Annotated in this window: 21 protein-coding genes and 2 pseudogenes; 20 read left to right on the top strand and 3 right to left on the bottom strand. The window is 38.0% G+C overall.

The window, feature by feature from the left end:
- Positions 1 to 6: 6 nt before the first annotated feature.
- From A5N88_RS09920 to A5N88_RS09855, 15 genes and pseudogenes are all read left to right on the top strand, one after another.
- Positions 7 to 873 carry a sugar phosphate isomerase/epimerase family protein gene (locus A5N88_RS09920; RefSeq protein WP_066265334.1) on the top strand — a complete coding sequence of 289 codons (867 nt, stop codon included), beginning with the start codon at positions 7 to 9 and terminating at the stop codon, positions 871 to 873.
- Between the two features lie 84 nt (positions 874 to 957).
- On the top strand, positions 958 to 1,383 hold the full coding sequence (locus A5N88_RS09915) for a cupin domain-containing protein (RefSeq protein ID WP_066265332.1): 426 nt from the start codon (positions 958 to 960) through the stop codon (positions 1,381 to 1,383).
- A gap of 29 nt (positions 1,384 to 1,412) precedes the next feature.
- Positions 1,413 to 2,657: a Tm-1-like ATP-binding domain-containing protein gene (locus A5N88_RS09910; protein WP_066265329.1), complete on the top strand. Its 1,245-nt coding sequence runs from the start codon at positions 1,413 to 1,415 to the stop codon at positions 2,655 to 2,657.
- Entirely contained in the window at positions 2,650 to 3,486 is an 837-nt protein-coding gene (locus tag A5N88_RS09905; RefSeq protein ID WP_066265328.1) for a phosphoenolpyruvate hydrolase family protein, read from the top strand. The genes A5N88_RS09910 and A5N88_RS09905 overlap by 8 nt, the downstream gene beginning before the upstream one ends.
- Before the next feature lie 87 nt (positions 3,487 to 3,573).
- Positions 3,574 to 4,161: a gluconate 2-dehydrogenase subunit 3 family protein gene (locus A5N88_RS09900; protein ID WP_066265326.1), complete on the top strand. Its 588-nt coding sequence runs from the start codon at positions 3,574 to 3,576 to the stop codon at positions 4,159 to 4,161.
- Positions 4,158 to 5,900, top strand: coding sequence for a GMC family oxidoreductase (locus A5N88_RS09895; RefSeq protein WP_066265324.1), 1,743 nt, complete (start codon positions 4,158 to 4,160; stop codon positions 5,898 to 5,900). The genes A5N88_RS09900 and A5N88_RS09895 overlap by 4 nt, the downstream gene beginning before the upstream one ends.
- Before the next feature lie 540 nt (positions 5,901 to 6,440).
- Positions 6,441 to 7,580: a glycerate kinase gene (locus A5N88_RS09890; RefSeq protein WP_066265322.1), complete on the top strand. Its 1,140-nt coding sequence runs from the start codon at positions 6,441 to 6,443 to the stop codon at positions 7,578 to 7,580.
- 290 nt (positions 7,581 to 7,870) lie between these two features.
- A complete protein-coding gene (locus tag A5N88_RS09885) occupies positions 7,871 to 8,692 on the top strand; it encodes an aldo/keto reductase (RefSeq protein ID WP_066265320.1) in 822 nt (273 codons plus the stop codon).
- A gap of 367 nt (positions 8,693 to 9,059) precedes the next feature.
- Positions 9,060 to 9,362: a Dabb family protein gene (locus A5N88_RS09880; RefSeq protein WP_066265318.1), complete on the top strand. Its 303-nt coding sequence runs from the start codon at positions 9,060 to 9,062 to the stop codon at positions 9,360 to 9,362.
- Between the two features lie 645 nt (positions 9,363 to 10,007).
- A pseudogene (locus A5N88_RS09875) lies at positions 10,008 to 11,336 on the top strand (IS3 family transposase).
- 173 nt (positions 11,337 to 11,509) lie between these two features.
- Positions 11,510 to 11,935: an ASCH domain-containing protein gene (locus A5N88_RS09870; RefSeq protein WP_066265314.1), complete on the top strand. Its 426-nt coding sequence runs from the start codon at positions 11,510 to 11,512 to the stop codon at positions 11,933 to 11,935.
- Positions 11,936 to 12,395: 460 nt separating this feature from the next.
- On the top strand, positions 12,396 to 12,563 hold the full coding sequence (locus A5N88_RS26560; RefSeq protein WP_496197088.1) for a DUF8807 domain-containing protein: 168 nt from the start codon (positions 12,396 to 12,398) through the stop codon (positions 12,561 to 12,563).
- 376 nt (positions 12,564 to 12,939) lie between these two features.
- A complete protein-coding gene (locus A5N88_RS09865; protein ID WP_066265312.1) occupies positions 12,940 to 13,422 on the top strand; it encodes an alpha/beta hydrolase in 483 nt (160 codons plus the stop codon).
- Positions 13,423 to 13,656: 234 nt separating this feature from the next.
- A complete protein-coding gene (locus A5N88_RS09860; RefSeq protein ID WP_066265310.1) occupies positions 13,657 to 14,826 on the top strand; it encodes an ATP-grasp domain-containing protein in 1,170 nt (389 codons plus the stop codon).
- Between the two features lie 17 nt (positions 14,827 to 14,843).
- Positions 14,844 to 15,581, top strand: coding sequence for an esterase family protein (locus tag A5N88_RS09855; RefSeq protein WP_066265308.1), 738 nt, complete (start codon positions 14,844 to 14,846; stop codon positions 15,579 to 15,581).
- An 823-nt stretch (positions 15,582 to 16,404) separates the two neighbouring features.
- Here the strand turns inward: A5N88_RS09855 and A5N88_RS09850 are convergent.
- Entirely contained in the window at positions 16,405 to 17,475 is a 1,071-nt protein-coding gene (locus A5N88_RS09850) for an acyl-CoA dehydrogenase family protein (RefSeq protein ID WP_083953100.1), read from the bottom strand.
- A 33-nt stretch (positions 17,476 to 17,508) separates the two neighbouring features.
- A complete protein-coding gene (locus A5N88_RS09845; RefSeq protein ID WP_066265299.1) occupies positions 17,509 to 17,721 on the bottom strand; it encodes a hypothetical protein in 213 nt (70 codons plus the stop codon).
- Positions 17,722 to 18,123: 402 nt separating this feature from the next.
- Between A5N88_RS09845 and pdxR the strand changes: the two genes are divergently transcribed.
- The 5 genes and pseudogenes from pdxR (at position 18,124) to A5N88_RS09820 (ending at position 22,973) form a co-directional block, all read left to right on the top strand.
- Entirely contained in the window at positions 18,124 to 19,563 is a 1,440-nt protein-coding gene (gene pdxR / locus A5N88_RS09840) for a MocR-like pyridoxine biosynthesis transcription factor PdxR (protein ID WP_066265296.1), read from the top strand.
- Positions 19,564 to 20,140: 577 nt separating this feature from the next.
- Positions 20,141 to 20,935 carry an STAS domain-containing protein gene (locus A5N88_RS09835; RefSeq protein WP_232317559.1) on the top strand — a complete coding sequence of 265 codons (795 nt, stop codon included), beginning with the start codon at positions 20,141 to 20,143 and terminating at the stop codon, positions 20,933 to 20,935.
- 186 nt (positions 20,936 to 21,121) lie between these two features.
- A pseudogene (locus tag A5N88_RS25820) lies at positions 21,122 to 21,735 on the top strand (IS110 family transposase); the annotation flags it as partial.
- A gap of 142 nt (positions 21,736 to 21,877) precedes the next feature.
- Positions 21,878 to 22,132 (top strand): TSUP family transporter, encoded by a 255-nt coding sequence (locus A5N88_RS25815; RefSeq protein WP_066265292.1) that lies wholly within the window; start codon positions 21,878 to 21,880, stop codon positions 22,130 to 22,132.
- Between the two features lie 244 nt (positions 22,133 to 22,376).
- Positions 22,377 to 22,973, top strand: coding sequence for an ECF transporter S component (locus A5N88_RS09820; protein ID WP_066265290.1), 597 nt, complete (start codon positions 22,377 to 22,379; stop codon positions 22,971 to 22,973).
- 550 nt (positions 22,974 to 23,523) lie between these two features.
- Here A5N88_RS09820 and A5N88_RS09815 read toward each other — a convergent pair.
- Complete coding sequence (locus tag A5N88_RS09815; protein ID WP_066265288.1) at positions 23,524 to 24,411, bottom strand: LysR family transcriptional regulator; 888 nt, start codon at positions 24,409 to 24,411, stop codon at positions 23,524 to 23,526.
- Positions 24,412 to 24,428 lie beyond the last annotated feature (17 nt).

Here is a 24,428-nt window from a genome sequence, read left to right as displayed (position 1 = left end):
TTTACTATGACAATGAAACTATCCTTTAATACTTGGCCTTATGCTAGTTTTCCAGTTTGGTTACCGGCTTACCCGCTTGAAGAGGTCATCAAACGTATTGCAAATATTGGTTATGACGGAATTGAAATTGGTGCTGCTAGCCCTCATGCTTATCCACCAACAACAACTAAAGAAAGACGTAAAAATATTAAGAGTATATTAGAGTATTACAACCTTGAAGTATCTAGTATGCTTCCTGGTCTAAGTGGAGGACCTGGTCATAATGTTGCTTCACCTATACCAGAAGAGCGCCGACATACCATCGAGCATTATAAACAAGTGGTGGAGCTATGTGCTGAGTGGGGAGGTAAGACAGTCCTTTACATTCCGGGCTGGCAAGTTTTTGGCACCAGCCTTAAACAGGCATGGGCTTGGAGTAGTGCAGCTCTTAGTGAGATATCGAAAACTGCAGCAGATTATGGAGTCACAATGGTAATAGAACCAACCTCATTTGATAGTAACCTAATTGATCGTTGCGATGATGCGATTGAGTTGATGGAAGAAGTAGGAGAACCAAACGTAAAGCTTATGTTTGATACCTTCCATGCCTTGTACCGAAAAGAAGTTTCGTCAGATTATGTATACAGGATGGGGGAAAATCTTCATCATATTCATATCTCCGATAATGATCGTTTAGCACCTGGCAAAGGTAGAGGAGATTTCGTTTCAGTTATTAATGCACTTAAGGATATTAATTATGATGGATATTTAGCAATGGAGCTTGGATTCGACCGTCGCGATATTGAGCCGGACTATGTTGCCCGCCAAGCATTTGAGTACTTAAAACCATTAGTAGATGAGGCTAATAAAAGCTTATTAATTAAATCGAAATAAATAATTTATTATTCCTATCAATTTGGCATTATTTAATGTATCTACCAAATTGATAGGAAATTCATTGAGAAAGGGGCACCTTCTGTGAGTGATAAAAAATTGTATGTTAGACCTGATGATGTAGAAACGTTGATGTTTGACTGGGGTTGCTTTAAGTTAACCTCTACACCGGATGTTACAGGAGCAAAAAGCTTTAGTACGGGTGTAGTCGTTGTTGATCCAGGTAAAGGACACGAACGGCATAACCATCCTGGTACGGAAGAAATTATCTATATTGTTTCAGGTGAAGGAGAACAAATGGTAGAGGATGAGAATGGCAATCCAGTGATACAGAAAGTAACGGCCGGCTGCACTGTCTATGTTCCTAAAGGAAGATACCATTATACGATCAACACAGGTTGGGAACCGATGAAATCATTTGTGATTTACTCACCCGCAGGTGCTGAGCAGGAGCTGAAAATTTCACCTGATTGCAGGGTGGCACCGCCCGGAGAGATCCCGAATAGATAGATTGTATTTTAAGAGGGAGGAAAAGTGTTATGGCAACGGTCGTCGTTTTAGGAACGCTGGATACGAAGGGAAACGAACACAACTTCGTCAATCAAATCATCCGTAAAACAAGTTGTGATGTCGTTTTGATCGATATTGGTGTTCTGGGACAGCCTCAAACCCAACCAGATATAAACAGAGAGGAGGTAGCTCTTGCGGGTGGAGTTGAGATTGAAGAACTAGTTAAAAGAAATGATCGCGGATTCGCTATGGAGGTCATGGCAATAGGTGCAACAAAGATTATTCGGCAGTTGCATCAGGATGGGAAACTTGATGGAATTCTCGCGTTGGGAGGTTCAGGTGGGGCTTCTATCGCAACTCACGCCATGCGGGCACTGCCAATTGGGGTACCAAAGCTTATGGTTTCGACAGTTGCTTCAGGTGATACCAAGCCTTATGTGGGAGAATCGGATATCACGATGATGTATTCGGTGGTAGACATCGCTGGAATTAATTCTATCTCTGGAAAGATTCTAAATAATGCAGCTATTGCGATTGCTGAAATGGCAAAAGCAAGCTGTACCATTCAACCGCAAAAAGAAAATAAGCCATTGATCTCAATTACGATGTTTGGCGTTACAACCCCATGTGTCCTAAGAGCAAGCAAATGGCTCGAAAAAAAGGGATACGAGGTGGTGGTTTTCTCTGCGAACGGTGTTGGCGGACGTGCAATGGAAGCTCTAATGAAAGATGGATTTATTAGTGCAGTATTGGATGTCACCACTACCGAACTGGCTGATGAGCTGGTTGGAGGAGAGCTTTCGGCAGGTCAAGATCGACTGGAAATGGCGGGCCAGCTTGGTATTCCACAGGTTGTATCACTTGGAGCATTAGATATGGTGAATTTCGGACCTGTTGATACACTCCCTACGCATTTCCATGGTAGAAAGATTTATAAGCATAACCCAAATGTTACACTTATGCGTACTACAGTAGAAGAATGCGATCAACTCGGAAAAATTATTGCTTATAAATTGAATCGGGCAAAGGGACCAGTAAGTGTGTTTATTCCGCTCAAAGGCATTTCTGCTATTGCAAAAAAAGGTGAAGTTTTCTATGATCCTCAGGCGGATCAAGCATTAATTGATTCTCTTAAGGAATCATTGGATCCACATATTGATTTAGTCGTTATGGATACACATATTAATGACCCAGCATTTGCTGAGGAAATGGCTAAGAAATTACACGAATTGTATTCCAATTATAAAAAAATAGGAGTGTTGAATTATGAGTAGAAAAGAAATTTTAGGCCGATTAAAAGAACAAGTAGCTAAAGGGATACCAATCATTGGAGCAGGAGCAGGTACGGGTATTTCTGGCAAGTGTGCGGAAGCCGGCGGTGCGGATCTTTTGATTGTTTACAATTCCGGGCGTTTTAGAATGGCAGGAAGAAGCTCTATTTCTGGATTGATGCCTTATGGAGACGCTAACCAAATTGTAGTAGACATGGCAAGAGAGATATTGCCCGTCGTGAAAAATGTTCCAGTACTTGCCGGTGTATGCGGCACGGATCCGTTTAGAGACATGCGTTCCTTCCTGGAGGAATTAAAAAAGATTGGGTATCAAGGTGTTCAAAATTTTCCAACAGTGGGACTTTTTGAGGGGCGTATCCGGGAAAATATGGAGGAAACAGGTCTTGGATATGATTTGGAAGTGGAGATGATCGGCATAGCGCGTGAACTTGATCTCTTAACCACACCTTATGTTTTCACTGAGCAGGAAGCACGTGACATGGCTGAAGCAGGAGCAGACATCATTGTTGCTCATGTTGGTACAACACTTAGTGGATTAACTGGAGCACACAGCACCATGAGCCTTGATGAAGCTGCCCGAATTATTCAGTCTATCCACGATGCTGCCAAAGAAGTGAACCCGGATGTGCTTGTTATATGCCATGGCGGCCCAATAGCGGGACCTGAAGATGTGGAATATATTTTGGAACATACAAAAGGCATTGATGGATTCTATGGTGCTTCTAGTATGGAAAGATTGCCTGTTGAAGTAGCAATTATAGAAAATACAAAGCGCTTTAAGTCATTACCGCTGTCAAAGGCACGGGTTTAAGAACCCTATTATCAATTAATTAATAGCGGGCCGGACACTCCGCCCGCTATTAAAAAAGAATACAAGTTTAATAGGGAGGGGAAAAAGATGAACAATATCGAGAAATTACCAGTTTTAATGTTTTTAAACCAGGAAGAAGCTAGGACCATTGAAGCCATGGCCTCCCGTATCATTCCAAGTGATGAGCATGGGGCAGGTGCAAAAGAAGCTGGTGCATTGATTTATATTGATCAATCACTCGCAGGTTATTTTCGGCATCTTCAAACATTTTACCGTCAAGGTTTAATAGAATTCGAAGGCTTTTGTAGAGAAACTTTTGGTGCATCTTTCATTGAACTTACAGAAGAGCAACAGGATCAAATTCTTCTAACTATAGAACAATTCCAGCTCGCTGATCCATTAGATTCCAGTGATGATATAGTTAAAAAAGAAAATTTAATAGCACAATTTTTTGCCGTTGTACATGAGCATACATTGCAAGGAACATTCGGTGATCCCTTATATGGAGGAAACCGGGATGCGTTAGGCTGGAAGTTGATTGGTTTTCCAGGCGCACAATGGGGCTATACTCCTGAACAGATGCATTTAGGTTTTGATGTTAATAAAATTGAAGTGAAGACGCTTTCTGATATACAAAGGGAATACAAGCCAGTGGTAACAGAGGTGAAATTATGACAAAAAAAATTGATGCGATTGTTGTAGGTCTGGGTGCTTCCGGTGGCCTTATTGCAGCAGAACTTGCTCGTGCAGGATTAAAGGTAGTTGGACTTGAAAAGGGAGCATTCTATCAGGATGCCGATTTTTTAACAAAATTCGATGAAATTCGTTATTATACACGAAGTGCTATGGTTCCGCACATGAGGACAGATCCGATAACATGGAGACCGAATGAGAAAACACAGGCAAAAGTTCTTCCATGGGCCTCTAATAAATTAGGGCTTGGAGATCCCTTTCAGGTCCCTCCTTCCATTGGAACGGGCGGCGGCACACGTTCTTGGGGAGCTGCTGCATTCCGGTTTCGGGAAAAGGATTTTAGTATGCGCAGTACCATTATTGAAAGATTTTCTGAATCGGCACTGCCTGAGGATACCACAGTCGTTGATTGGCCAATAAGTTATAATGATTTAGAACCCTATTACGACCGGGTTGAATGGGAACTTGGGATAGCTGGTAAAGCCGGGAATATTAACGGTGAGATACAACCTAACGGTAATCCTTTTGACCCTCCTCGGAAAAGAGACTACCCTATGCCACCTCTTCCACGTGCAGCAGCGGATAAGCTATTTGTAGAATCTTCCAAGCGTTTAGGTTACAATCCTTTTCCTACTCCAACAGCGATTGCGACAAAAGACTATAAAGGAAGAAATGCTTGTACAAACTGTGGTTTTTGTCATGGATATCATTGTCATGTAGGGGCAAAGGTTTCTACACATGATCTTGTAAAAACAGCAGCTTTAGAAACGAATAATCTTGAAATCCGTCCTCACGTTCGGGTTTTTAGGGTAAATACTGATTCTACTGGAAGAGTCCGTGGAGTTTCCTACTTTGATTCGGAAGGGCAAGTTGTTGATATTGAGGCAGAAATCGTTATATTAGCCACTTACGCTCTCGAAAACGCACGATTACTACTAGCTTCAGGAATTAATGGAAACGGTCATGTGGGTAAACATTTGTCCATTCATAATTATGGTTGGTTCACTGGAGTTTTACCTGAATTTACGAATCCATTTATGGGTTCTTTGCAATCTGGAAGTGTCATCGACGATTTAACATCAGAATTAATACCTGATAATGACGAGGGAGTCCTTTGGGGTTCACCAATTACCACGTGGACGGGTGATATGCAGCCTCTGGAGGTTGCGCATAGTCTTCCTCCGCATGTTCCACGTTGGGGCAAAGGCTTTAAAAACTGGATGACTGAAAATTATAGAAAATTATTCAAAATTTACTCTCAACATTCGTCCTTACCTTCAAAACAATTCTATGTCGATCTAGATCCAACAGTAAAGGATAAATTTGGCCAACCAGCAATGAGAATTACACATGACTGGACAGACTACGATCGTAAGACAGTTGAATACTTCATGAAAATTAAACGGCAGATTGCTAAAGAGATGGGGATCTCTGAGCATTGGGAAGATGTTCCTGCACCTACTTATCATGTCACTGTACACGATACCGGGACGCACCGGATGGGCTGGGATCCCAACAATTCCGTCGTCAATCCGTTCGGGGAAGTGCACGAATGTAAAGGGCTATACGCTGTAGGAGGCGGACAGTTCCCTACTCTTTCTTCATATAACCCAACAGAGACAATTATGGCATTAGCCTATTTAACTGTTGATCATCTCCTAGGAAGAGTTCGACAGGAAAGTGGAAATGTAAGAAATGTAGCCCAACATCCAATTGCATAATATCCATTTTTAACAAATAGCTGATATCCATTTTTCTCAAGGAGTCCTAAAGTGGCAAGTTCCCGAATTTTGGTGGATATCGTTTATAGAAGGATAAAAGGCAAAGTCAAATTCTTCTAAACGTCGATTACCTTTTGGGAATCTTGCCATTGAAATCTTATGGTTTAATCTTGTTAAGTAGTAGCAGCCATTGGAAATGGAAGTGTTGGCTGCGCTTAAATTACAGCATTATCTAGAAAGCTTATAAAAATTGTTTACAAAAATATCAGAAATGTCCCTATAACTTACAGACATATTTAGTTCTGGTCCCAATAAAATCAATATATATTCATGATTTACGCTTTGACTATCCCATGACTATTCCTCCCAACTATTATTGAATGACTGAACCGTAAATATGTCTTCCCTGTTAATATCTACAAAAGCGTCATCAAGAACGATAATCCTCGAGTGATTTTCAGAAAGAGAACAAGTTGAATGTAACCGAATCTAGCATTAAATCAGGATTTAACAGAAAAAAATCTGTTGGGGGAGTTTTGTGTGAAAGTTATTGTTGCGATGGATTCTTTTAAGGGAAGTTTGACTGCCCTGGAAGCTTGTACAGCTTTTGAAAAAGGAATGAAGAAGGTTTTTTCAAATATAGAAATCGTTAAGGTTCCGATTGCTGATGGAGGTGAAGGAACTGTTCAATCCTTAGTGGATGCAACTAGAGGAAGGATGGTTTTTGAACAGGTTACCGGACCATTGGGAGATAAAGTGGATGCTTTTTACGGAATTTTAGGCGATGGTAAAACGGCTGTCATTGAAATGGCGGCTGCCTCTGGTCTTCCTTTAGTACCTAAGGAAAAAAGAAACCCTTTGGTTACGACTACCTACGGAACAGGCGAATTGATCAAGAAAGCCTTGGATCAAGGGTGCCAGGAATTTTATCTTGGTGTTGGTGGAAGTGCAACCAATGATGGGGGCATGGGCATGGCACAAGCTCTTGGGATAAAATTCCTGGATCGAGAAGGGAGAGACATTGGGTTTGGTGGAGGTTCACTAAAAAACCTGTACCGAATCGACATGTCAAATCGAGATACCCGATTAGAAGAAACTAAAATTACCGTCTTGTGTGATGTGGATAATCCTCTTTGCGGTGAACAAGGTGCATCCTATGTTTTTGGACCTCAAAAGGGAGCTTCACAGGTTATGGTTCAAGAATTAGATAAAGGTCTAAGGCACTTTGCAGAAATTATAAAAAGGGACCTAAGAAAAGACATACTAGAGGTCAAGGGAGCCGGAGCTGCGGGCGGTTTAGGTGGTGGTTTCATTGCCTTTTTTGATTCTGTACTCAAGTCGGGAATTGAGGTAGTCATAGAAAAGTCAAAATTAAGCGAAACGATACAGGGATCTGACCTAGTCATTACTGGGGAAGGAAAAATCGATGGCCAAACCATTCACGGGAAAACCCCCATTGGCGTGGCGAAAGTCGCTCAGAGATGGGGTATACCTGTTATTGCTGTGGTAGGAGGCATTGGGCAAGGAGCGGAGGCAGTTCACAACCATGGAATTGATGCGGTGTTTTCAATCGTCCCAGCACCAATGTCTTTAGAAGAAGCCATGAATCCCTCTCAGGCAGCTCAATTGATGAAAAGAAGTGCAGAGGAAATCAGCCGTTTGATTCGAATAATTAAATAAGAAAGATTGATGACTTAAATGCTTGGTAGCAAGATTACCATAAAAACGAGCTAAAGCACCACGACAAATTGGATTTTGTTTACGAATATGAAAGGTTATGAAGTTTATAAAGAAGTCAATATTTAAAGGACCAACTTTCAAACTAATATTTTTGCTTGCATGGGAAAGGTGGAATGCATATCATCAACGCATAGACCAAAATGACAGTTGACAACTTGAAGTCGTACAGGGAAAGGGGGAGATGAACGCGTTATATGTAACCAATTTTTTTAAAAAAATGGGAGGTATGTATGACTATACAAATAAACAACTTTACTACTTTAAACAATGGGGTTCAAATGCCTTGGCTAGGCTTAGGAGTAGGGAATTTAAACAAAAACGATGATGTAGCAAACTTGATCAAGCATGCCATCCGTACAGGATATCATAGTATAGATACGGCTTCTTTTTATAATAACGAAGAACAAGTTGGAATGGCGATTAGGGAATCTGGTGCTTCTCGCAGAGAACTTTTTATCACCACAAAAGTATGGAACACGGAACAAGGATATAATTCCACCTTACAGGCCTTTGAGAAAAGCAGAAAAAAACTAAAATTGGATTATTTAGATCTTTATTTAGTCCACTGGGCGGTCACAGGCAAATATCAAGAGACATGGAAAGCGTTAGAAAAGCTCTATAAAGATGGATTTGTTCGAGCTATCGGGGTATGTAATTTCCAAATTCATCATTTACAAAAGATTATGGAAAATTGCGAAGTATTACCGATGGTAAACCAAGTTGAATTTCATCCCCTATTAACCCAGAAAGATCTACTTTTTTTCTGCAAAAATAATCACATACAGTTAGAAGCTTGGAGTCCGTTGATGGAAGGAAATTTGAACTTTCCATTACTTAAAGAGTTAGGAGAAAAGCACAAAAAATCACCAGCTCAAATTGTTCTTCGTTGGGATCTACAGCATGGAGTGGTAACGATACCAAGATCTAGTAATCCTTATCGGATAGAAGAGAACTATAATATCTTTGATTTTCAGTTAACTATAGAAGAAATGGACAGGATAGATGCCCTGAACATAAACAAACGTTTTGGGGATAATCCGGATGATTTTTAAAAGCAAACAATCATGAATAAGCTTTCTTTTAGTGGTCCGTTCTTTGAATAACCGATACTGTAAAAGAGATGAAAGAAATAGGTGTTAAACAGACAGTAATAATAGAAGAAACTAGTCAAAAAATAGCCTTTAACCTTAAGGCTAAAACGAGGTCAAAAGAAGCTAGCTGTGTGTAGATAAATGGTTAACAGGTCGTATTTGTTCTGGAAAGCTCCTAAAACAAATGGACATTTATGTTGACATGAGATTATGAAGTTTTGTACTAAATGTAGTGTAGTGCTTTATTAAGGAAATAAGTCAAAATTAAGATTATTTTTATATATTGTTGTCATCTCATTAAAAAAACGTATTGAGAGGATGTAAAAAGATGTACGAGCATTTGGTAATTTTTAAATTTAATGAAAATATTACTCCCAAAAAAGAGCAGGAACTTCTTGAAAAACTGCTCAGTCTTAAAGAAAAAATTTCAGGGATTGTTGAAATTTCTGCGGGTTTTAACATAACGGAAGAGGAAGAACGAAAACAAGGTTACGGATTAGGATTACGGGTTACCTTTGAAAATAAAGATTCTCTAGATCAATACGGTCCACACCCTGCTCACCAAGAGTTTGTAAAATCTTTAGAAAATGTATGTGCAAATGTAGTGGTGGTGGACTACCCAATAGTTTAAAAGATTATAATTCTAAAAGTTTTCAAAGGTTTAAACTTTCAATGTTACTTTAGGAGTTGGAGTGTTATACCATATTATGTAATAAATATTTGTCAAAGCGACACTCTTTTGAGGTCATTTTTCCTTTTTCCTTTTTTCTTTTTAAGGACAATCATTTGTTATTCGTTATTTGTATGAAGTTCTTCAACGGACCAATGGTTTTTTATAAAATTATTCTGAATTAAATAAATTCTATATGTTTCCAACCTATGAACCCGTTCGAAAAAGTACACTTTTCCGAACAGGTATTTTTTGTTTAAAAATGGCATTCTTTCGCGTTCATAAAACTTAAAAATTAAATTATGAACGTTCTCTGTTTATAAGATAACTTTTACGAACGGGTGCTTTTGTGAAAGAAGAGTAAAAAGAGAGGCAGTTACCAAACTGTCTCTTTCACATTTTTATTTCATACTTAAGCTATGCAATCGTATGTTTAAGAAATTGAACAACTTTCATATAACAGAACTTCAATTGTACAAGGTTTTTGAGGTGTACACCTGTTCTAACGGTATTAAATATTTTCACCAAAGAAACCTCGGGTACATTTCTTACTACAGGTATTTTTTTATATACTTGAATTTTAAGATATGAGGATTAGGGGACATCATGAGTAAGATAACATTTTCAACTAAAGAGATAAAAACACTTCAAAAGAATCCAAATGTTCAACATGTTAGCGAGCGAGCTATTACCTATACTGATTCCTTTAAAAATAGATTCATAGATGAGTATCTGGCTGGTAAACTACGTCGACAAATCTTTAAAGAAAACGGATTTGATGTGGAAGTTATAGGAATGAAGCGAATTGAACAATCAGCTCATAGGTGGAAGAAAGCTTTTGAAAACAATGGATTAATTGGGCTTACCGATTCGAGGAAGACAGGGTCTGGCAGACCATTAAAACGGGAACTTACACCGTCCGAATTCATTGAAAGGCAGGAAGCAAGAATCAAGCTACTGGAGGGACAGTGGAGCTATTAAAAAAGCTAGAAGCGACAGAAAGGAGGCTGCTAAACAGAAGCGAGAACTTAAATCCGAGTAGAGTATATCAATTGATTCATGAGACCATTGAACAAAATCACTTCAAGCGAATGACCAAGTATTTTTGTGAACTTTTAGAGGTCTCCCGTTCTGGTTATTATATTATAGCTACCTAAAGGCATCCTCGGTCTGGGAAGCAAAAGAGCAATTGGATTTGGAAGCGAAAGAAATCAAATTAAAATCATTTAAACGACGGGGATATAAGAAAGGATCACGATCCATAAAAATGATATTGGAGAATGACTATGACCTTATCTTTAGTCGTAAAAAGATACAAAGAATTATGAAGAAATATGGAATTGTCTAACCTCATAGGAGGGCGAATCCTTATAAAAAGATTGCTAAAGAAACAAAGGAGCACTAGGTTGTCCCAAAACAAGTTAAACAGAGAATTTAAGCAAGGAGTTCCAGAAAAAGTGTTATTAACGACATTACCTATTTACCATATAACGGTAGTTGTATGGCTTATTTGTCGCCCGTAAAAGATGCTTCTACTAACGAAATCCTAGCTTATCATGTTTCTAGTCGTATCACTTTAGACATCACAACTAAGTCGAATAATAAATTAATCAATACAAAAGTTACTCTACATAAAGATGCCCTTATCCATTCGGACCAAGGAAGCCATTACACAAGCCCAAGATACCAAAAGTTATTAAAAAAACATGGCCTGAGTCAATCTATGTCTCGGAGAGGGAACTGTTGGAATAATGCCTCCCAAGAGTCATTCTTTGGCCATTTAAAAGATGAAGTCGATTATCGATCGGTTAGAACATTGAAAGAATTAAAGACGAAAATTAATCATTATATGGTTTACTATAACAATTATCGATATCAGTGGAATTTAAAAAAATGACCCCTATTCAATATAGGAATCATCTTTTAGTTGCTTAATTTCTTTTTTTATTGTGTCCTTGACATAGGTGCCAGTTTACTGTGGTGGTCTTGTTTGTAAACCACTATTTTATAAGCTAACAATATAGTTTAGAAACTAAAACAAACTAGTCATAATCTTTTTCTACATGGACACTCTATAGAGAAAATGAATTTAGGTTGGAGGCCATTATATGAAGGTTTTATCAATGATCCAGCCTTGGGCAAGCCTTTTTGTCCTTAGGGAGGCCAAGTTTGAAACAAGGTCATGGAGAACGAATTATCGTGGTCCGCTGGCTATTCACACAAGTAAAAAAATAGATAAGGCGGTTTGTGATCATGTGGCAATCCAAGCATTGCTCGGCAAGCATGGTTACACAAAAGACAATCTTCCAACTGGCATGATTATTGCTGTATGCCAGCTTGAAAAATGTTTAAAGGTTATAGAAAACAATAAGACATGGGCAGTCCTGGAAGATGGACAAATAGTATCAGGCAATGACTACTTTTTAGGTGACTTTGAAGTAGGAGGCTATGCTTGGCAAGTTAAGGAAATGCAGTTGCTGGACAAATTGATTCCAGCGAAAGGAAAACTTGGATTATGGGAGCATGTTTTATAACAATTCATTCCTTTCTTATGAGGAAAATAAATGAAACCCACTTTTAGATAGTAGGCTTATCGACCATATTTAACATGCATTATGTAACGCATAGATACTCTTATAAAAAGGAATGACCACAAGTAAGACAACTCCTGAATAAATAACACAGCTATTCCGCATCCTGTCTTAATGTATCTCCATTCTTGCTTTGGATCTTCTGGTCAGTCCTAGAAAATATACTCGGTCCGCGGAACTAAAGCCACTCTGGAAGTGGTTAAAACAATTGAAAATGAAAAGTCAGTAATAGAGGGGGGAGCGGACATACTGGTCAAAACTGTTTGCATCCCTTAGAATACAATTCAAAGGTGGAACGAATTACACCATAACCCCATGTCTGTTCGAACTGCATTGCCAACTCATTAATCGAGTAGTAGATGCTTATTTAAATGCGTCAGATGATGAACTGGACGCAGATACATTGTTTTGCCTTAATTGGTTTGATCAATATGGTTGGAGCCAAGGGAAATTCGGACAAGCAGAGGTACTTGCTACTGCTAAAGGGACCACAGTTGAAAGAATGAAGACTTCGGGTGTTTTAGAGTCGGGTCAAGGAAATGTTCGATTGTTAAGATATCAAGAATTTTAACCAAATTGGCACCCAGATCGAGACAACACAATGGTGGTATGACAATATAGGACAAAAAGGCGGCAGTCGGTGAAGTGAAACCGGCTCTTTTTTATGTTTAAACTTGAGAATGACTGAAAAGATAATTATTAATCCTGAAATGTATCATCCCTTTTTAAAGAAATAATTCTATTATGGTCTAACGGAAGATTAGTTGAAATGGAAATGTTAAAATGAAGAAAGACTTGAAGTCAAGCACCTTGAGAAATACCACAAGCGAGAGATAATATCATTGGTGTTTGGCTGGCAAAATGATAACAGGATGGGTTAATAGCATATGGTATTTAATAATGGGCTCTCAAGATTTAATTTAATATCCAAGGAGTAAGAAGATAAAATGAATCAATCCTGTTTTTATTTAATACTAGAAACACATCAATTACATATGTCTTATAAAAATGAAAAACGTCGCGTGCGTGTTTTATTGCCGAAAAATTATGATAAGGATGAGTCTGAAAATTTTCCAGTTGTCTATTTGCATGATGGACAAAATGTTTTCTACAGTAGTGAATCTTATAGCGGGTATTCATGGAAAGTAATTCCGGCAATTAAACAAAACCCGGATTTGCCGAGAATGATTATTGTTGGGATAGATAACGCTGGACAAGATCGAATTAATGAATATACGCCTTGGAAAATTACTGAAAGCCCACTTTCTGAAGATATTGAACTAGGAGGAAGAGGATCGGAATTTGCTGAGTTTGTCATGACAGTCGTGAAGCCGTTTATCGATAAGCATTACCGAACTAAATCAGATAAGTATCATACAGCAATGATTGGCAGTTCACTTAAGCTGTTCCAATTGATAGCATTCGTTTAAATATTATTTTTGCGAATGAAGAACATAATGAAAAAGCTTGGGCAAAACGCTTACCTGAATGTTTACGTTTCTTAAGTGAGAAGTGGTATTGAAAGAACTGGATAATTATATTGAACAGGGGTGGTATTCATTAATTTTATTGAACATTTCCAAAGTTTAAATTGATTTAAAGTTTAAAGGATTTTATCATTTTTAAAAACTATGAATATTTGATTCTGAGGAAGGAGCTTTTTTATGAATTATATTTTGATATCACCCTATTATCCAGGTAATTTTCAAACATTTGCCCATCGTTTAAAAGAAGCAGGTGTCAATGTTTTAGGAATAGGCGAAGAGCCGTATCATCAATTAGGTTCCGAATTACAAAACTCTTTAACAGAATATTATCGTGTGAATAATTTAGAAGATTTAGATGAAGTGAAACGTGCTGTTGCATTTTTATTTTATAAACATGGTCCAATTGACCGTATTGAATCCAATAACGAGCACTGGTTAGAACTTGATGCACAGTTGCGTGAGCAATTTAACGTGTTCGGCAATAAAACGAATGACTTGAAAAAAGTTAAGTTTAAATCTGAAATGAAGAAACTGTTTAAAGAAGCAGATGTGCCTGTTGTAGAAGGAAGAATCGTTAAAACTAAACAGGAGTTAGCTAAAGCCATTGATGAATTAGGACTGCCAGTTATCGCTAAACCAGATAATGGAGTGGGATCAGCTGCAACCTTTAAACTAAATTCAGAAGAGGATGTACGTCATTTTGAAGAAGTATGGGGAGAAGCACAAGTGTACTTCCTAGAACCATTTGTAGAAGGGGGCGTGCTTTGTACATTTGATGGTTTAGTCGATCAGAAAGGGAACATTGTTTTCCAAACAAGCTTTACATATAATGTGCCAACTCTGGAACTCGTTAAGGGTCAGTTGGATTTAGCTTATGTGATTCAAAATGAAATTGATCCAAAGCTTGAAACGTATGGAAAGGCAATCGTAAAAGCTTTTGGAATGAAAGAACGCTTTTTCCATATTGAGTTTTTTAAATTAGAAAATGGGGATTATGTTGCACTTGAATACAATAATCGCTTGGCTGGCGGCTACACGATTGATATGTACAATTTCGCGTACTCCATTGATTTATTTGCTCAGTATGCTTCTCTTGTGACAGGAGGAGAATTTAAGGAGTCCGAGGCAGAAAACCAGTTTTGTGTCGGTGTAACACAGCGTGATGTGTATGAGTATAAGCATGATAAGAATGCTATTTATGAACGATTTGGCGCTCGTGTGAAGTCAGGACAGCGCATTCCAGATGCGTTTGCGAACCTCCAAGGAAATCAATTTTATGCGATTATTGCAGATACGCAAGAAGAAGTTGATGAAATTATCCGTTTTGTACATGAACGAAAAAGATAGGGAAAGGAGATTTTTCTATGCATATAGAACAGCTAAACCATTGGAGTGGCGAATTAGGACGTGAAATGCTGTTGAACAGATATGGGCACGGTGGCATGCCAATCGTAGTTTTTCCTTCATCTGGAGGGACCCATACTGAATACAATGATTTTGGAATGATAGATGTTTGTCATGACTTTATTGAATCCGGAAAAGTTCAGTTTTTTACATTGGCCAGTATAGATAGCGAAAGTTGGCTGCACGACTCAAAACGGGCGCATGACCGTGCATTAGCTCACGAAGCATATGACCGTTATGTGATTTCAGAAGCTATTCCGTTTATTAAACATAAAACAGGCTGGTTTGATCCGATGATGACAACAGGGTGTAGCATGGGGGCATATCATGCATTGAACTTTTTCTTGAGGCATCCGGATGTCTTCCAAACAACCGTTGCACTAAGCGGTGTTTACGATGTACGTTTCTTTTTTGGGGATTACGGAAATGATCCGCTTGTATACCAAAATTCACCGAGTGATTACATATGGAATCAAAATGACGGCTGGTTTATTGATCGATATCGTTTAGCAGATATCATTATTTGTACCGGGCGGGGTGATTGGGAACAGGATGGGCTTTCTTCATACTTTACATTAAAAGAAGCCTTTGAAGAAAAACAAATTCCAGCATGGTTTGATGATTGGGGCGAAGATGTTTCGCATGATTGGATATGGTGGCGGCGCCAAATCCCATATTATTTAGGAAAGTTATTTTAAGAAAATTCCAAAAAAACAGTACAGTTGAGTCGCTTTTTTTAATCAAATGCATAGTTTAAAGCTTTTGAGAGAACAGGGGACAGTTGTATCGAAGGATGTACCAAAGAATACGGTTGTTACAGGCGTGTCGGCAAAACTGTAATTAACTGATTACTTCAGTCTATTATCCAGTACTGCAAGAAAATGTGAAGTAAGTTGAAGAATTTAAATGTCTTAGAGTTTTATCTGAAAAAATACTCACATGTAAATTTGCAAATTCGTTGTTAGTAAACTATATGGTTGTTTTTCCTTGGTCGTGATGTCCAGAGCTAAACAACATTTAGTGAACAAGATATTACATCAAAAAGGAGTGGCGGGAGTCAAGTTCAAAGGTTTAAACTTTTTACCTATTGATGTTCGCTAATCTGCAATACTTTTTTATGAATTGTTTAAACGATTCGGAAATAGCGACGAAAATAGTACATGAGACTAAAACGATCTGTTATTTGGGGTTCTTTATGGTTCAACCATAAGTCTAATGAACTGTGATTCGCTTATATATGATCTAAAAAAAGAAAACCGCCGAAAGCGGTCTTCAATGTTAGAAAAGAAATGAGTTAGTTACTAAATTATACTCTTTCCTAGCGCGATACATATATTATAGGATTTTTTTTATCTTATGGAACCATCCAAATAACTTTTCTTTCCCCATCCAATTCATAACAATACCTTACACCTGTTTTACAAATAACCTGTAGAGTAGTCATTTTTTAGTGTCTACTATACAGGGGGGTCAAGCAATTAATTACTCTTAGTTTAAAATTATAGTTTCTGTCGAGGTTATTCAAGATGGACCTGCCTTTATAGTTCCTTTCAGCTTTTCCAATTGCTTTAAAGTTGGAGTTAGATTCACTAGGAAATAGGACTCGCGAAGCCGTCTAAAAGAGGAACTTTCTTTAAGATAAGCTCTTCCACCTGAGAATAACATATCACCGTATACCGCTTTGGAAGTGACATGAACAACATCTAATCTAGTTAAAAGCATTTCTTTCCCAACCTTTGGTAGATTAGGCAAGTCAGCTAGACAATAAATTCGTTTTCTAATTTCGTCTACATCCCGTTCCAGTTCTTCAGGTTGCACTTTTAAATATTGTAATTCCGGCATTTTTCCCCTGGCATAATACATAGAAGTAAGTGCCGCAGAGGAAACCCCAATTCCCAAAGGAATTTGGTAAAGAACCAATGTAGGACGAAGCTTTTCAATAAATACATCTGATTCCTCTGTGATGACCCATTTATCAGGCAGGAAAACCTGATCGAAAGAACAGGAATTAGTTTTCGTACCATTCATTCCGATAAATCCGGTCTTTTCTTTAAGACTTAAGCCCTGTGATTGTACAGGTAATATCCCCATTATCCTTCTGTTTTCATTTACAGAGGCTAAAATTGTAAGCCAGTTGCCCTGATCCAAGTTGGATACACTTGGCAAGGAGCCAGTAACCCTGTACCCAGCTTCCGTCCGGACCGCTTGCAAGCGAATTGGTTCCACTCCCGCATAAAACTTTAGTCCGTTTGATAAGCCAGGACCCGCAAGGCCTTCCCCTGATTCAAGCAAAGGCAGTATGGTATCTTTAATGGAAGAATTATGGCTCAATCTTAAAGAGGCTATGGCTGCCAATTGGCACCAAAGTAAAAAAGCGGAAGTCATGCAGTGCTTGGCAGCCTGTTCAATTAGGCCAATTTCGCGCTTTCTGATTAGATCTTCAGTCAGCTTAGAGGAATTAAGCAGACCCGCTTTCCCAGTCTCTCTTAAAAATGACTCAGGATAATATCCGAGCGTATCAATGTCCTTAACAAAAGGGATGACATGTTTCTTAATTATTCTATTGATTTTCTCTGTATCTGTCGTTTCCAAAACCCGCCACTCCCTGTCAATTGCAAATTCCTTCTATTTTAGAAAAATAAAAAGGGTGATTCCGATAGGCGCAATGATTCCCACTGCCCCATAAATCTGGGAAAGACGGACAATGTTTCCTTTTGCAGCCTGACTATAGTTCTCATCAGCATGCCTGGTCTGTACTAGTGTGCCTACTAGTGAACCAATGGCAATCAATCCGATTACGAAAAAAGCTATTTTCTTACATTTCTTCTTTCCCTTCATTCAGAATAGAAATGCTTTTTTATAGGAAATCTTTATTTTTTTTATAAAATACCCATATTGCTAATGAAAAAGCAATAAATGGGATCACTATACAAATAGCTACACCTAAAGCATTCATTGACTTCTATTCTCCTTTTGATAAGGTTGTTTCTAAATATATTGGATTGGCCTTGGACTTTTTCCTTTGTGGTAGCTTTTTATTAATATACAAAAGATGTGCACTAGGACTACCAAGGAGATTGCAAAAAGGGACCTTACTAAAATACATCAAAGCATCCCATTTAAAGGGTACATAATTCTACTATAAGTTGTCGGTCCTGATTAAGCACCATCCAATCAAGCTTTACTTTCCTCATCCAATTCATTATAATAACTTACATTTAGAAAGGGCGTGCAAGCGGAATGAATTGGAAGCCGGACAGAAAAGCAAACAAAGCAGTGTACAGGCAAATTGCTGATTATATTGAACATGGTATTGCTTCAGGTGAATACTTGCCAGACAGCATGCTTCCATCTGAGCGGAAGCTGGCAATAGAACTTGGAGTTAACAGAAGTACGGTGGTAGCTGCCTATGAGGAATTAGCTGCAGCTGGAGTGGTGATCAGAAAAAAGGGTAGCGGCACACAGGTAAGCTCCGATATTTGGGGGATCGCTCATAAACGTATCCCTAACTGGGGGAGATATGTGGAGTATGGTTCCTTTCTTCCTAATTTGCCCCTAGTTCAAAAGATTCGGAATGAAACGCAGGAACACGACATAATCAATCTTTCTAGTGGAGAACTATCTCCTGAGCTATTTCCAGCTACCGAATTTCAGTCCATTCTTGCAGAAATGCCCTTTGAAGCACCATTGGGATATGACCATCCTCAGGGTAATCTAGAACTCCGGAAGACGATTACATCACACATTAAAGAAACTAAGCAAATTGACACAGAACCCTTGTCCATTCTTATTACATCCGGAGCACAACAGGCACTCCATTTAGTTATACAGTGTCTACTGAAACCAGGGGATGCAGTTGCGATTGAAGATCCTTCCTATTGCTACTCATTGCCTATATTTCAGTCTGCTGGTCTTAAAACTTTTTTGTTGCCGGTTGACGATAACGGCATGAATCCAGAAGATATACGGAGCCTTCATAAAAAACACCGAATTAAAATGGTCTTTACAAATCCAACTTACCATAATCCCACTGGTACCGTCATGTCTCTAACAAGAAGGAAACAACTGCTTGAGCTCTCTTCAGAACTGGGACTGCCCATAATAGAGGACGATCCATACAGCTTGACATCCTTTGACGGGACCTTCATTCCTACTTTAAAATCCATGGATACCAATGGTACCGTCCTTTATATCAGTTCGTTGTCTAAGATCGTTGCGTCCGGTTTGCGAATCGGCTGGATTATAGGACCCAAGAGAGTGATTGAAAGATTAGCGGATGCCAAGCAACAGGTGGATTTTGGACATAGCATCTTTCCCCAATGGATCGCCCATCATTTTTTACAATCAAGTCAATTTCATCAACATATCACATCGTTACAGTGGGAGTTGAAAAAACGACGTGATGCTATCGTGGCAAGTCTTCGATATACTCTTGGAAATCGTGTCAGTTACCATGCACCAAAAGGCGGCATTCACTTGTGGTGCCGGTTAAACGAAGACGTAACCCCAACTCGTTTACTAGAAGAATCTTTAACAAAAGGGTTGGCATTTTTGCCGGGAAGCGTCATGGGCACACAAAAGAATTATGTACGATTTACCTTTGGAAGGGGAGAAAACAGTGAAATTGAAAAAGGGATTGCACGCTTTGCCGATGCTTTACACTCTATATCAGAAAGCTAAGCTATTTGTGTGCTTTTTAATTCTTTCAGTACGAGGGGCTTCTACACCGAGTGTAGGTATGTGAAGAAATGTACTTAAACAAACGGGGCAGCATTAGTTTAACAGAAAAATGAATTACCGGACAAAAAAGGGCCCCCTGGATGAGAACAAGGATCTTACTTAAAAATAATATCTATGTTTATTTTAACTTTTTCTAGGGCTATTTTAAGACGAACTGTGCGTTTAATTCCTTTAATTACTTTTGGCATTTCAGGCTCATAAAAGCACCGATACGGTAAATTATGGAAACGTAAAATAAAAACCACACGGCAGTTATTACAATGCAAGTAAACCCCGATATTAGTAACGGAAAAAATTTATTACTTCCCAACTTCACGAACTTAAGCTTCAACAAAACTTTTGCCTAATTATTGGGAAGCTAATGGAGATAATTTCATCTAAGTTCAAATTTGCTATTAGTTACATAGAACTATTATAGTGAAATAATAGGTAAGTCTCCTAAGCAGCTTAAATTAAGGCTATTAAAAGGTAATTGGGGAAGGAGAAATATTAAATGGAGAACCATTTTGAGGCAGCAATGATTGATTATATTACGGAAAAAAGAGGCCTCTTTCAACAAATGCTATTAAAAGAAGCAGTAAACGTCGCAGAAGTTATTAATGATATACTAAAGCAAGGTAATATTGATCTGTTAAAAAATGCTGAAAAACTTGTTGTTTATATCTTAGAAAACAAGGATGCAGATATCGTATCATTTGGCAAACAGGAAGGGGTTCTATGGGCGAAGCACTCGCTTACTTTAGCTTTTAAGCTTGAGTGGGTTCAGGCAATCAGAAGAACCTTATGGACGTTAATTTATGAATACCAAACTAAAGTGAGTTTTCCTAGCATTAGGGAAGATTTTTTTGAATTAGAGAAAAAAATAAATAATAACATTGATCAGTTTTTAAATACATTTTTTCTTAACTACTCCTATTTTAAAGATGAATTGATCCATAGCCAAAGAAAAAGTGTTGAACACCTTTCTGTTCCAGTTATTCCCATCAGCCCTGCCGTTGCAATACTCCCTTTAATAGGAACAATTGATTCCTGTCGGATGGAGACCATTGAAGAGAAGGTATTAACTGATATTGCTAAGGTTCGAATTAATACCTTAATTATGGACTTATCAGGTATTATAGATATGGATATGGATGTAATACATCTTTTTGATAAAGTGCTGGATGGAATTGATATGATGGGATGTAAAGCGGTTATTACTGGATTGAGACCCGAACTGGTAAAGAAGATGATTCATCTTGGTATAAATTTTAATGATAAAGCAATAAAGAAGGGAACATTACAACAAAGTGTAAAGGAATATTTAATGTAAAAACAATCTTAGAGAGTATACTTTATTCAAGCTGCCATTCTTTGGTGGCTTTTTTATTTTAAACCAAAGGGGTAGGTTAGCATTGCTGTAGAGTGTTATTTTTCGACTTTGAAAAAAATAGAGCTCCTTCAGTATGATATGAGTATAGACACCACTCTAGCTCATTACTTAAGGAGGAACCCTTATATGAAGTTCAAAATGCAAAACAAACAAAATCAACTAATAGAAAGAATTTCTGATAAACATCTTTGGTCGGTGTGGATATTGCTCAACAATTCCATGTAGCTAGACTGTAAACTTTCGTGGCATTATATAGGTGATCCACTTACATTTGATAATAATGCAGAGGGATTTACACGTTTCTTTATATGGATATATCATCACAAAGAACAAATAACCTTAATGTAGCTATATTGGGCATGGAACCTACCGGGTATTATTGGATCAATCTCTCAAAGTGGTTGTTAAAACAGAATGTGGAGGTAGTGACGGTAAACCCTCACCTAGTCAAGAGAAATAAAGAGAATCGAGATAATACTCTATAAGTGTCAAAAGGATGCCTTGGTGATGGCAGATATGGTCATAAAACGGTTATTATGCTTTTGTCCGGCGCACTTTTGAATCATTAGAGAAACTCCGTGTTTTTATGTCCAATCGGGACGTGGTGGTCAAGCGTCTTGTAAGTTCTATTAATCAAATAATTCGGTGGGTAGATATTGTTTTTCCAGAGCTTCGCCAAGTGTTTAAAGATGTGAAGGGGAATGGAGCACTTGCGACACTTCGTTTATTTCCTCTCGCACATTCTCTGAAAAAAAATTCGGCCAAATCAATGGTAATTAAGATCGTGAAAGAAAAGAAAGGTTTAACAATATTGATCGGTTGTATTTTTGAATTTATAGTTGGTGTACTTCTCTCAGTTCAGGTTCTTTATTTGCAGTTGCTATGATCTTTCTATACAGAATGACAGCTTCTGAGATGGTGGGCACTGATATTACTCACGCCTTTCTTTTAGTCACTCCTACCGGATTACTTCCTATTACTTACGCAAATGTAAACTATCTGTTAATCGGAAATTTATCAGTGGGTTCTATTCCCGGAGTGATTATTAGAAGTAAGATATCAGCAAAATTTCCTGCAAGACCTTTAAAAGGTTTTGTTGCAATTTTAATCATTTTAAGTGGAATAAAACTGCTTTAAAAAATATAGAGAATCGATATTCGGCTGTCACTACTCGAGTAGCTTTTTTGGTGCAGAAGGTAAAGTTTCTTAATGAGAATGTAAAGGTAACTAAGAATAGGTGGAAATTATCATGTATAAGCATTACGGGGCTATTTGAGATAGCAGGCTTATTCAGCTATATTCTGGTATAAGAAAACAATATTAATTATAATAGTGTTAAAGTAATCAAAATAATAATAATGTGATACAAAAGGGGACGCCAGTGAATCAAACTAAAAGACAAAATAAAACATATCGAATTACTGTATTAGGTGTACTTATTGCTATAATTGTTTTACAAACATTCATTCCTTTTCTCGGATATATTCCAATTGGGCCTTTAAGCTTAACGATTATTCAAATTACAGTTATTATTACCGCCTTTGTTTTGGGTCCTAAAGATGGAGCCATTATTGGGGGAGTATGGGGACTAATTACTTTTATAAGGGCTTTTTCAGATCCGACAAGCCCTATTGCACCAATTATATTTGTCAATCCTCTCATTTCTGTTCTTCCTAGAATATTGATTGGTATATTCGCTGGATATTCTTATAAGTGGCTTAAAAAGACTAAACTAGGGATGATGGGATCAATGCCTGTTGCTGCCTTGTTAGGTTCTTTAACTAACACTATTTTGGTTTTAGGATTAACTTATCTCTTTTATAAACAGCCTTATGCTGAGGCTTTGCATATGAATGTGAGCAAGGTATTACCAGCTCTATTATCAATTGTAGCGACTAATGGTATTGCAGAGGCTATTGCTTCCTTTATTGTTGCTCCAATTATATCAAGACCTTTATTGAAATTAAGACAGCATTGAATTTATTATCACTTAGAAATTAGACTCTATATTTTAGAGTCTGTTTTCATGTGACTTATTTTAGGGAATACTGTAAGTCATTTTCTAGTCACTACAGTATCCTTATCTTCAGAGTAATCCTTTATTTCCAGATAGACCTGTGCTAGGCAAAGCCAATTTAATTACTATTCCTTTAAAAAATAATGGAAAGCATAAAAAGGGTACAGACAACCAGCAAAAATTAAACAATATGTTTATCAAATGCTCGTAAAGATAATTGTACATAATCTTTCCTCCATTAAGGAAAGTATCACCAGTAAATCTAAAGGTATGTGTTCCGAATTTTTGAGTTAAATTTCAAAAGTGTATAACAACACTATAACTATATTCCTTGATATATTGTTATCCTTCGTTCTCTGGAGTAAGAGCCGGCATGAGACGACTTTTTCTTATTGTGCTAAAGGGGGCAGGTTACCGGAATAAAGCAGCTGATACAATTTACTATTATGAATGGAAATGGCTTATCTCTGTAAAAGACTACATTAAGAGGATCATTACATCTAGAGATAAATTAGTCAAACCCTGAAAACTGAGAACAAACAAACTGAACCCACTCTCTGGTCGCAGACGAAAGATATCGATTTTTTCTCCATATGATTGAGACCTCCCACGGTATAAGTGGAGTAACTTGAATAATTTTGATTTGGCTGGAGGCTGCTTCTCTGCAGATGGAGTTGGGGAGGAGGGATACTCCGAGATTGTTGGCTACCATACCGCGAATTAAATCCCATTGTGAGCTTTCATAGATAATATTAGGTTCAAATCCCACGTTTTTACAGGCTTCTATAATCCGTCCATGCAGGGTGAAGTCCTCTCGATAAAGCATAAAAGCTTCCCCCTTCAGTTCTTGTAGCTGAACCGAAGATTGCCTTGCCAGCCGATGGTCTTCATGTACTAAAAGCTGTACTTCCTCGTGGATGATAGGCACTATATGGAATAATTCTTCATTTACAGGGGGGACGACAACTCCCACATCTAAATATCCCTCACCTACTTCCTTGGCGACTGTTTTACTGCCATTTTCAACAAAATCAAATTTAATGCCCGGATAAAGCTTGTAAAAATCCGCCAATACTTTCGGGAAGAATTTTGATCCAATGGTAGGCGGCAATCCCATTCTAATGATTCCCTTGGGAACGTGATTCAAGTCATTGAGTTTGTCTGCGATATGATTAAGAATTTGCAGGGCCTGGGTGGCTTCTTCAAATACAATGCTTCCGGCAGCGGTTAATTGAATATGATTAGAAGTACGGTCTAAGAGTGCGAAACCAACCTCCTCTTCTAAATTTCTGATCATTCTGCTTATATTCGGCTGAGAAACATGCAGGTTTTGGCTGGCTTTTGTAAAACTATGTTGTTTGGCTACTTCTATAAAATAGAGCAACTGTTTTATTTCCATTGATTCCACACTCCTAT

The sequence above is a fragment of the Heyndrickxia acidicola genome, assembly GCF_001636425.1.
Classification (GTDB): Bacteria; Bacillota; Bacilli; order Bacillales; family Bacillaceae_C; genus Bacillus_AE; species Bacillus_AE acidicola.
This window is presented reverse-complemented; position numbering and strand designations above follow the sequence as displayed.

Coding starts and splice junctions, on each gene's coding strand:
- A5N88_RS09815 (WP_066265288.1), bottom strand. CDS start 24,411: ATGGAAATAAAACAGTTGCTCTATTTTATAGAAGTAGCCAAACAACAT.
- A5N88_RS09860 (WP_066265310.1), top strand. CDS start 13,657: ATGAATTATATTTTGATATCACCCTATTATCCAGGTAATTTTCAAACA.
- A5N88_RS09895 (WP_066265324.1), top strand. CDS start 4,158: ATGACAAAAAAAATTGATGCGATTGTTGTAGGTCTGGGTGCTTCCGGT.
- A5N88_RS09880 (WP_066265318.1), top strand. CDS start 9,060: ATGTACGAGCATTTGGTAATTTTTAAATTTAATGAAAATATTACTCCC.
- A5N88_RS09885 (WP_066265320.1), top strand. CDS start 7,871: ATGACTATACAAATAAACAACTTTACTACTTTAAACAATGGGGTTCAA.
- A5N88_RS09855 (WP_066265308.1), top strand. CDS start 14,844: ATGCATATAGAACAGCTAAACCATTGGAGTGGCGAATTAGGACGTGAA.
- A5N88_RS09900 (WP_066265326.1), top strand. CDS start 3,574: ATGAACAATATCGAGAAATTACCAGTTTTAATGTTTTTAAACCAGGAA.
- pdxR (WP_066265296.1), top strand. CDS start 18,124: ATGAATTGGAAGCCGGACAGAAAAGCAAACAAAGCAGTGTACAGGCAA.
- A5N88_RS09920 (WP_066265334.1), top strand. CDS start 7: ATGACAATGAAACTATCCTTTAATACTTGGCCTTATGCTAGTTTTCCA.
- A5N88_RS09910 (WP_066265329.1), top strand. CDS start 1,413: ATGGCAACGGTCGTCGTTTTAGGAACGCTGGATACGAAGGGAAACGAA.
- A5N88_RS09845 (WP_066265299.1), bottom strand. CDS start 17,721: ATGAAGGGAAAGAAGAAATGTAAGAAAATAGCTTTTTTCGTAATCGGA.
- A5N88_RS25815 (WP_066265292.1), top strand. CDS start 21,878: ATGATCTTTCTATACAGAATGACAGCTTCTGAGATGGTGGGCACTGAT.
- A5N88_RS09905 (WP_066265328.1), top strand. CDS start 2,650: ATGAGTAGAAAAGAAATTTTAGGCCGATTAAAAGAACAAGTAGCTAAA.
- A5N88_RS09865 (WP_066265312.1), top strand. CDS start 12,940: ATGAATCAATCCTGTTTTTATTTAATACTAGAAACACATCAATTACAT.
- A5N88_RS09835 (WP_232317559.1), top strand. CDS start 20,141: ATGATTGATTATATTACGGAAAAAAGAGGCCTCTTTCAACAAATGCTA.
- A5N88_RS09870 (WP_066265314.1), top strand. CDS start 11,510: ATGAAGGTTTTATCAATGATCCAGCCTTGGGCAAGCCTTTTTGTCCTT.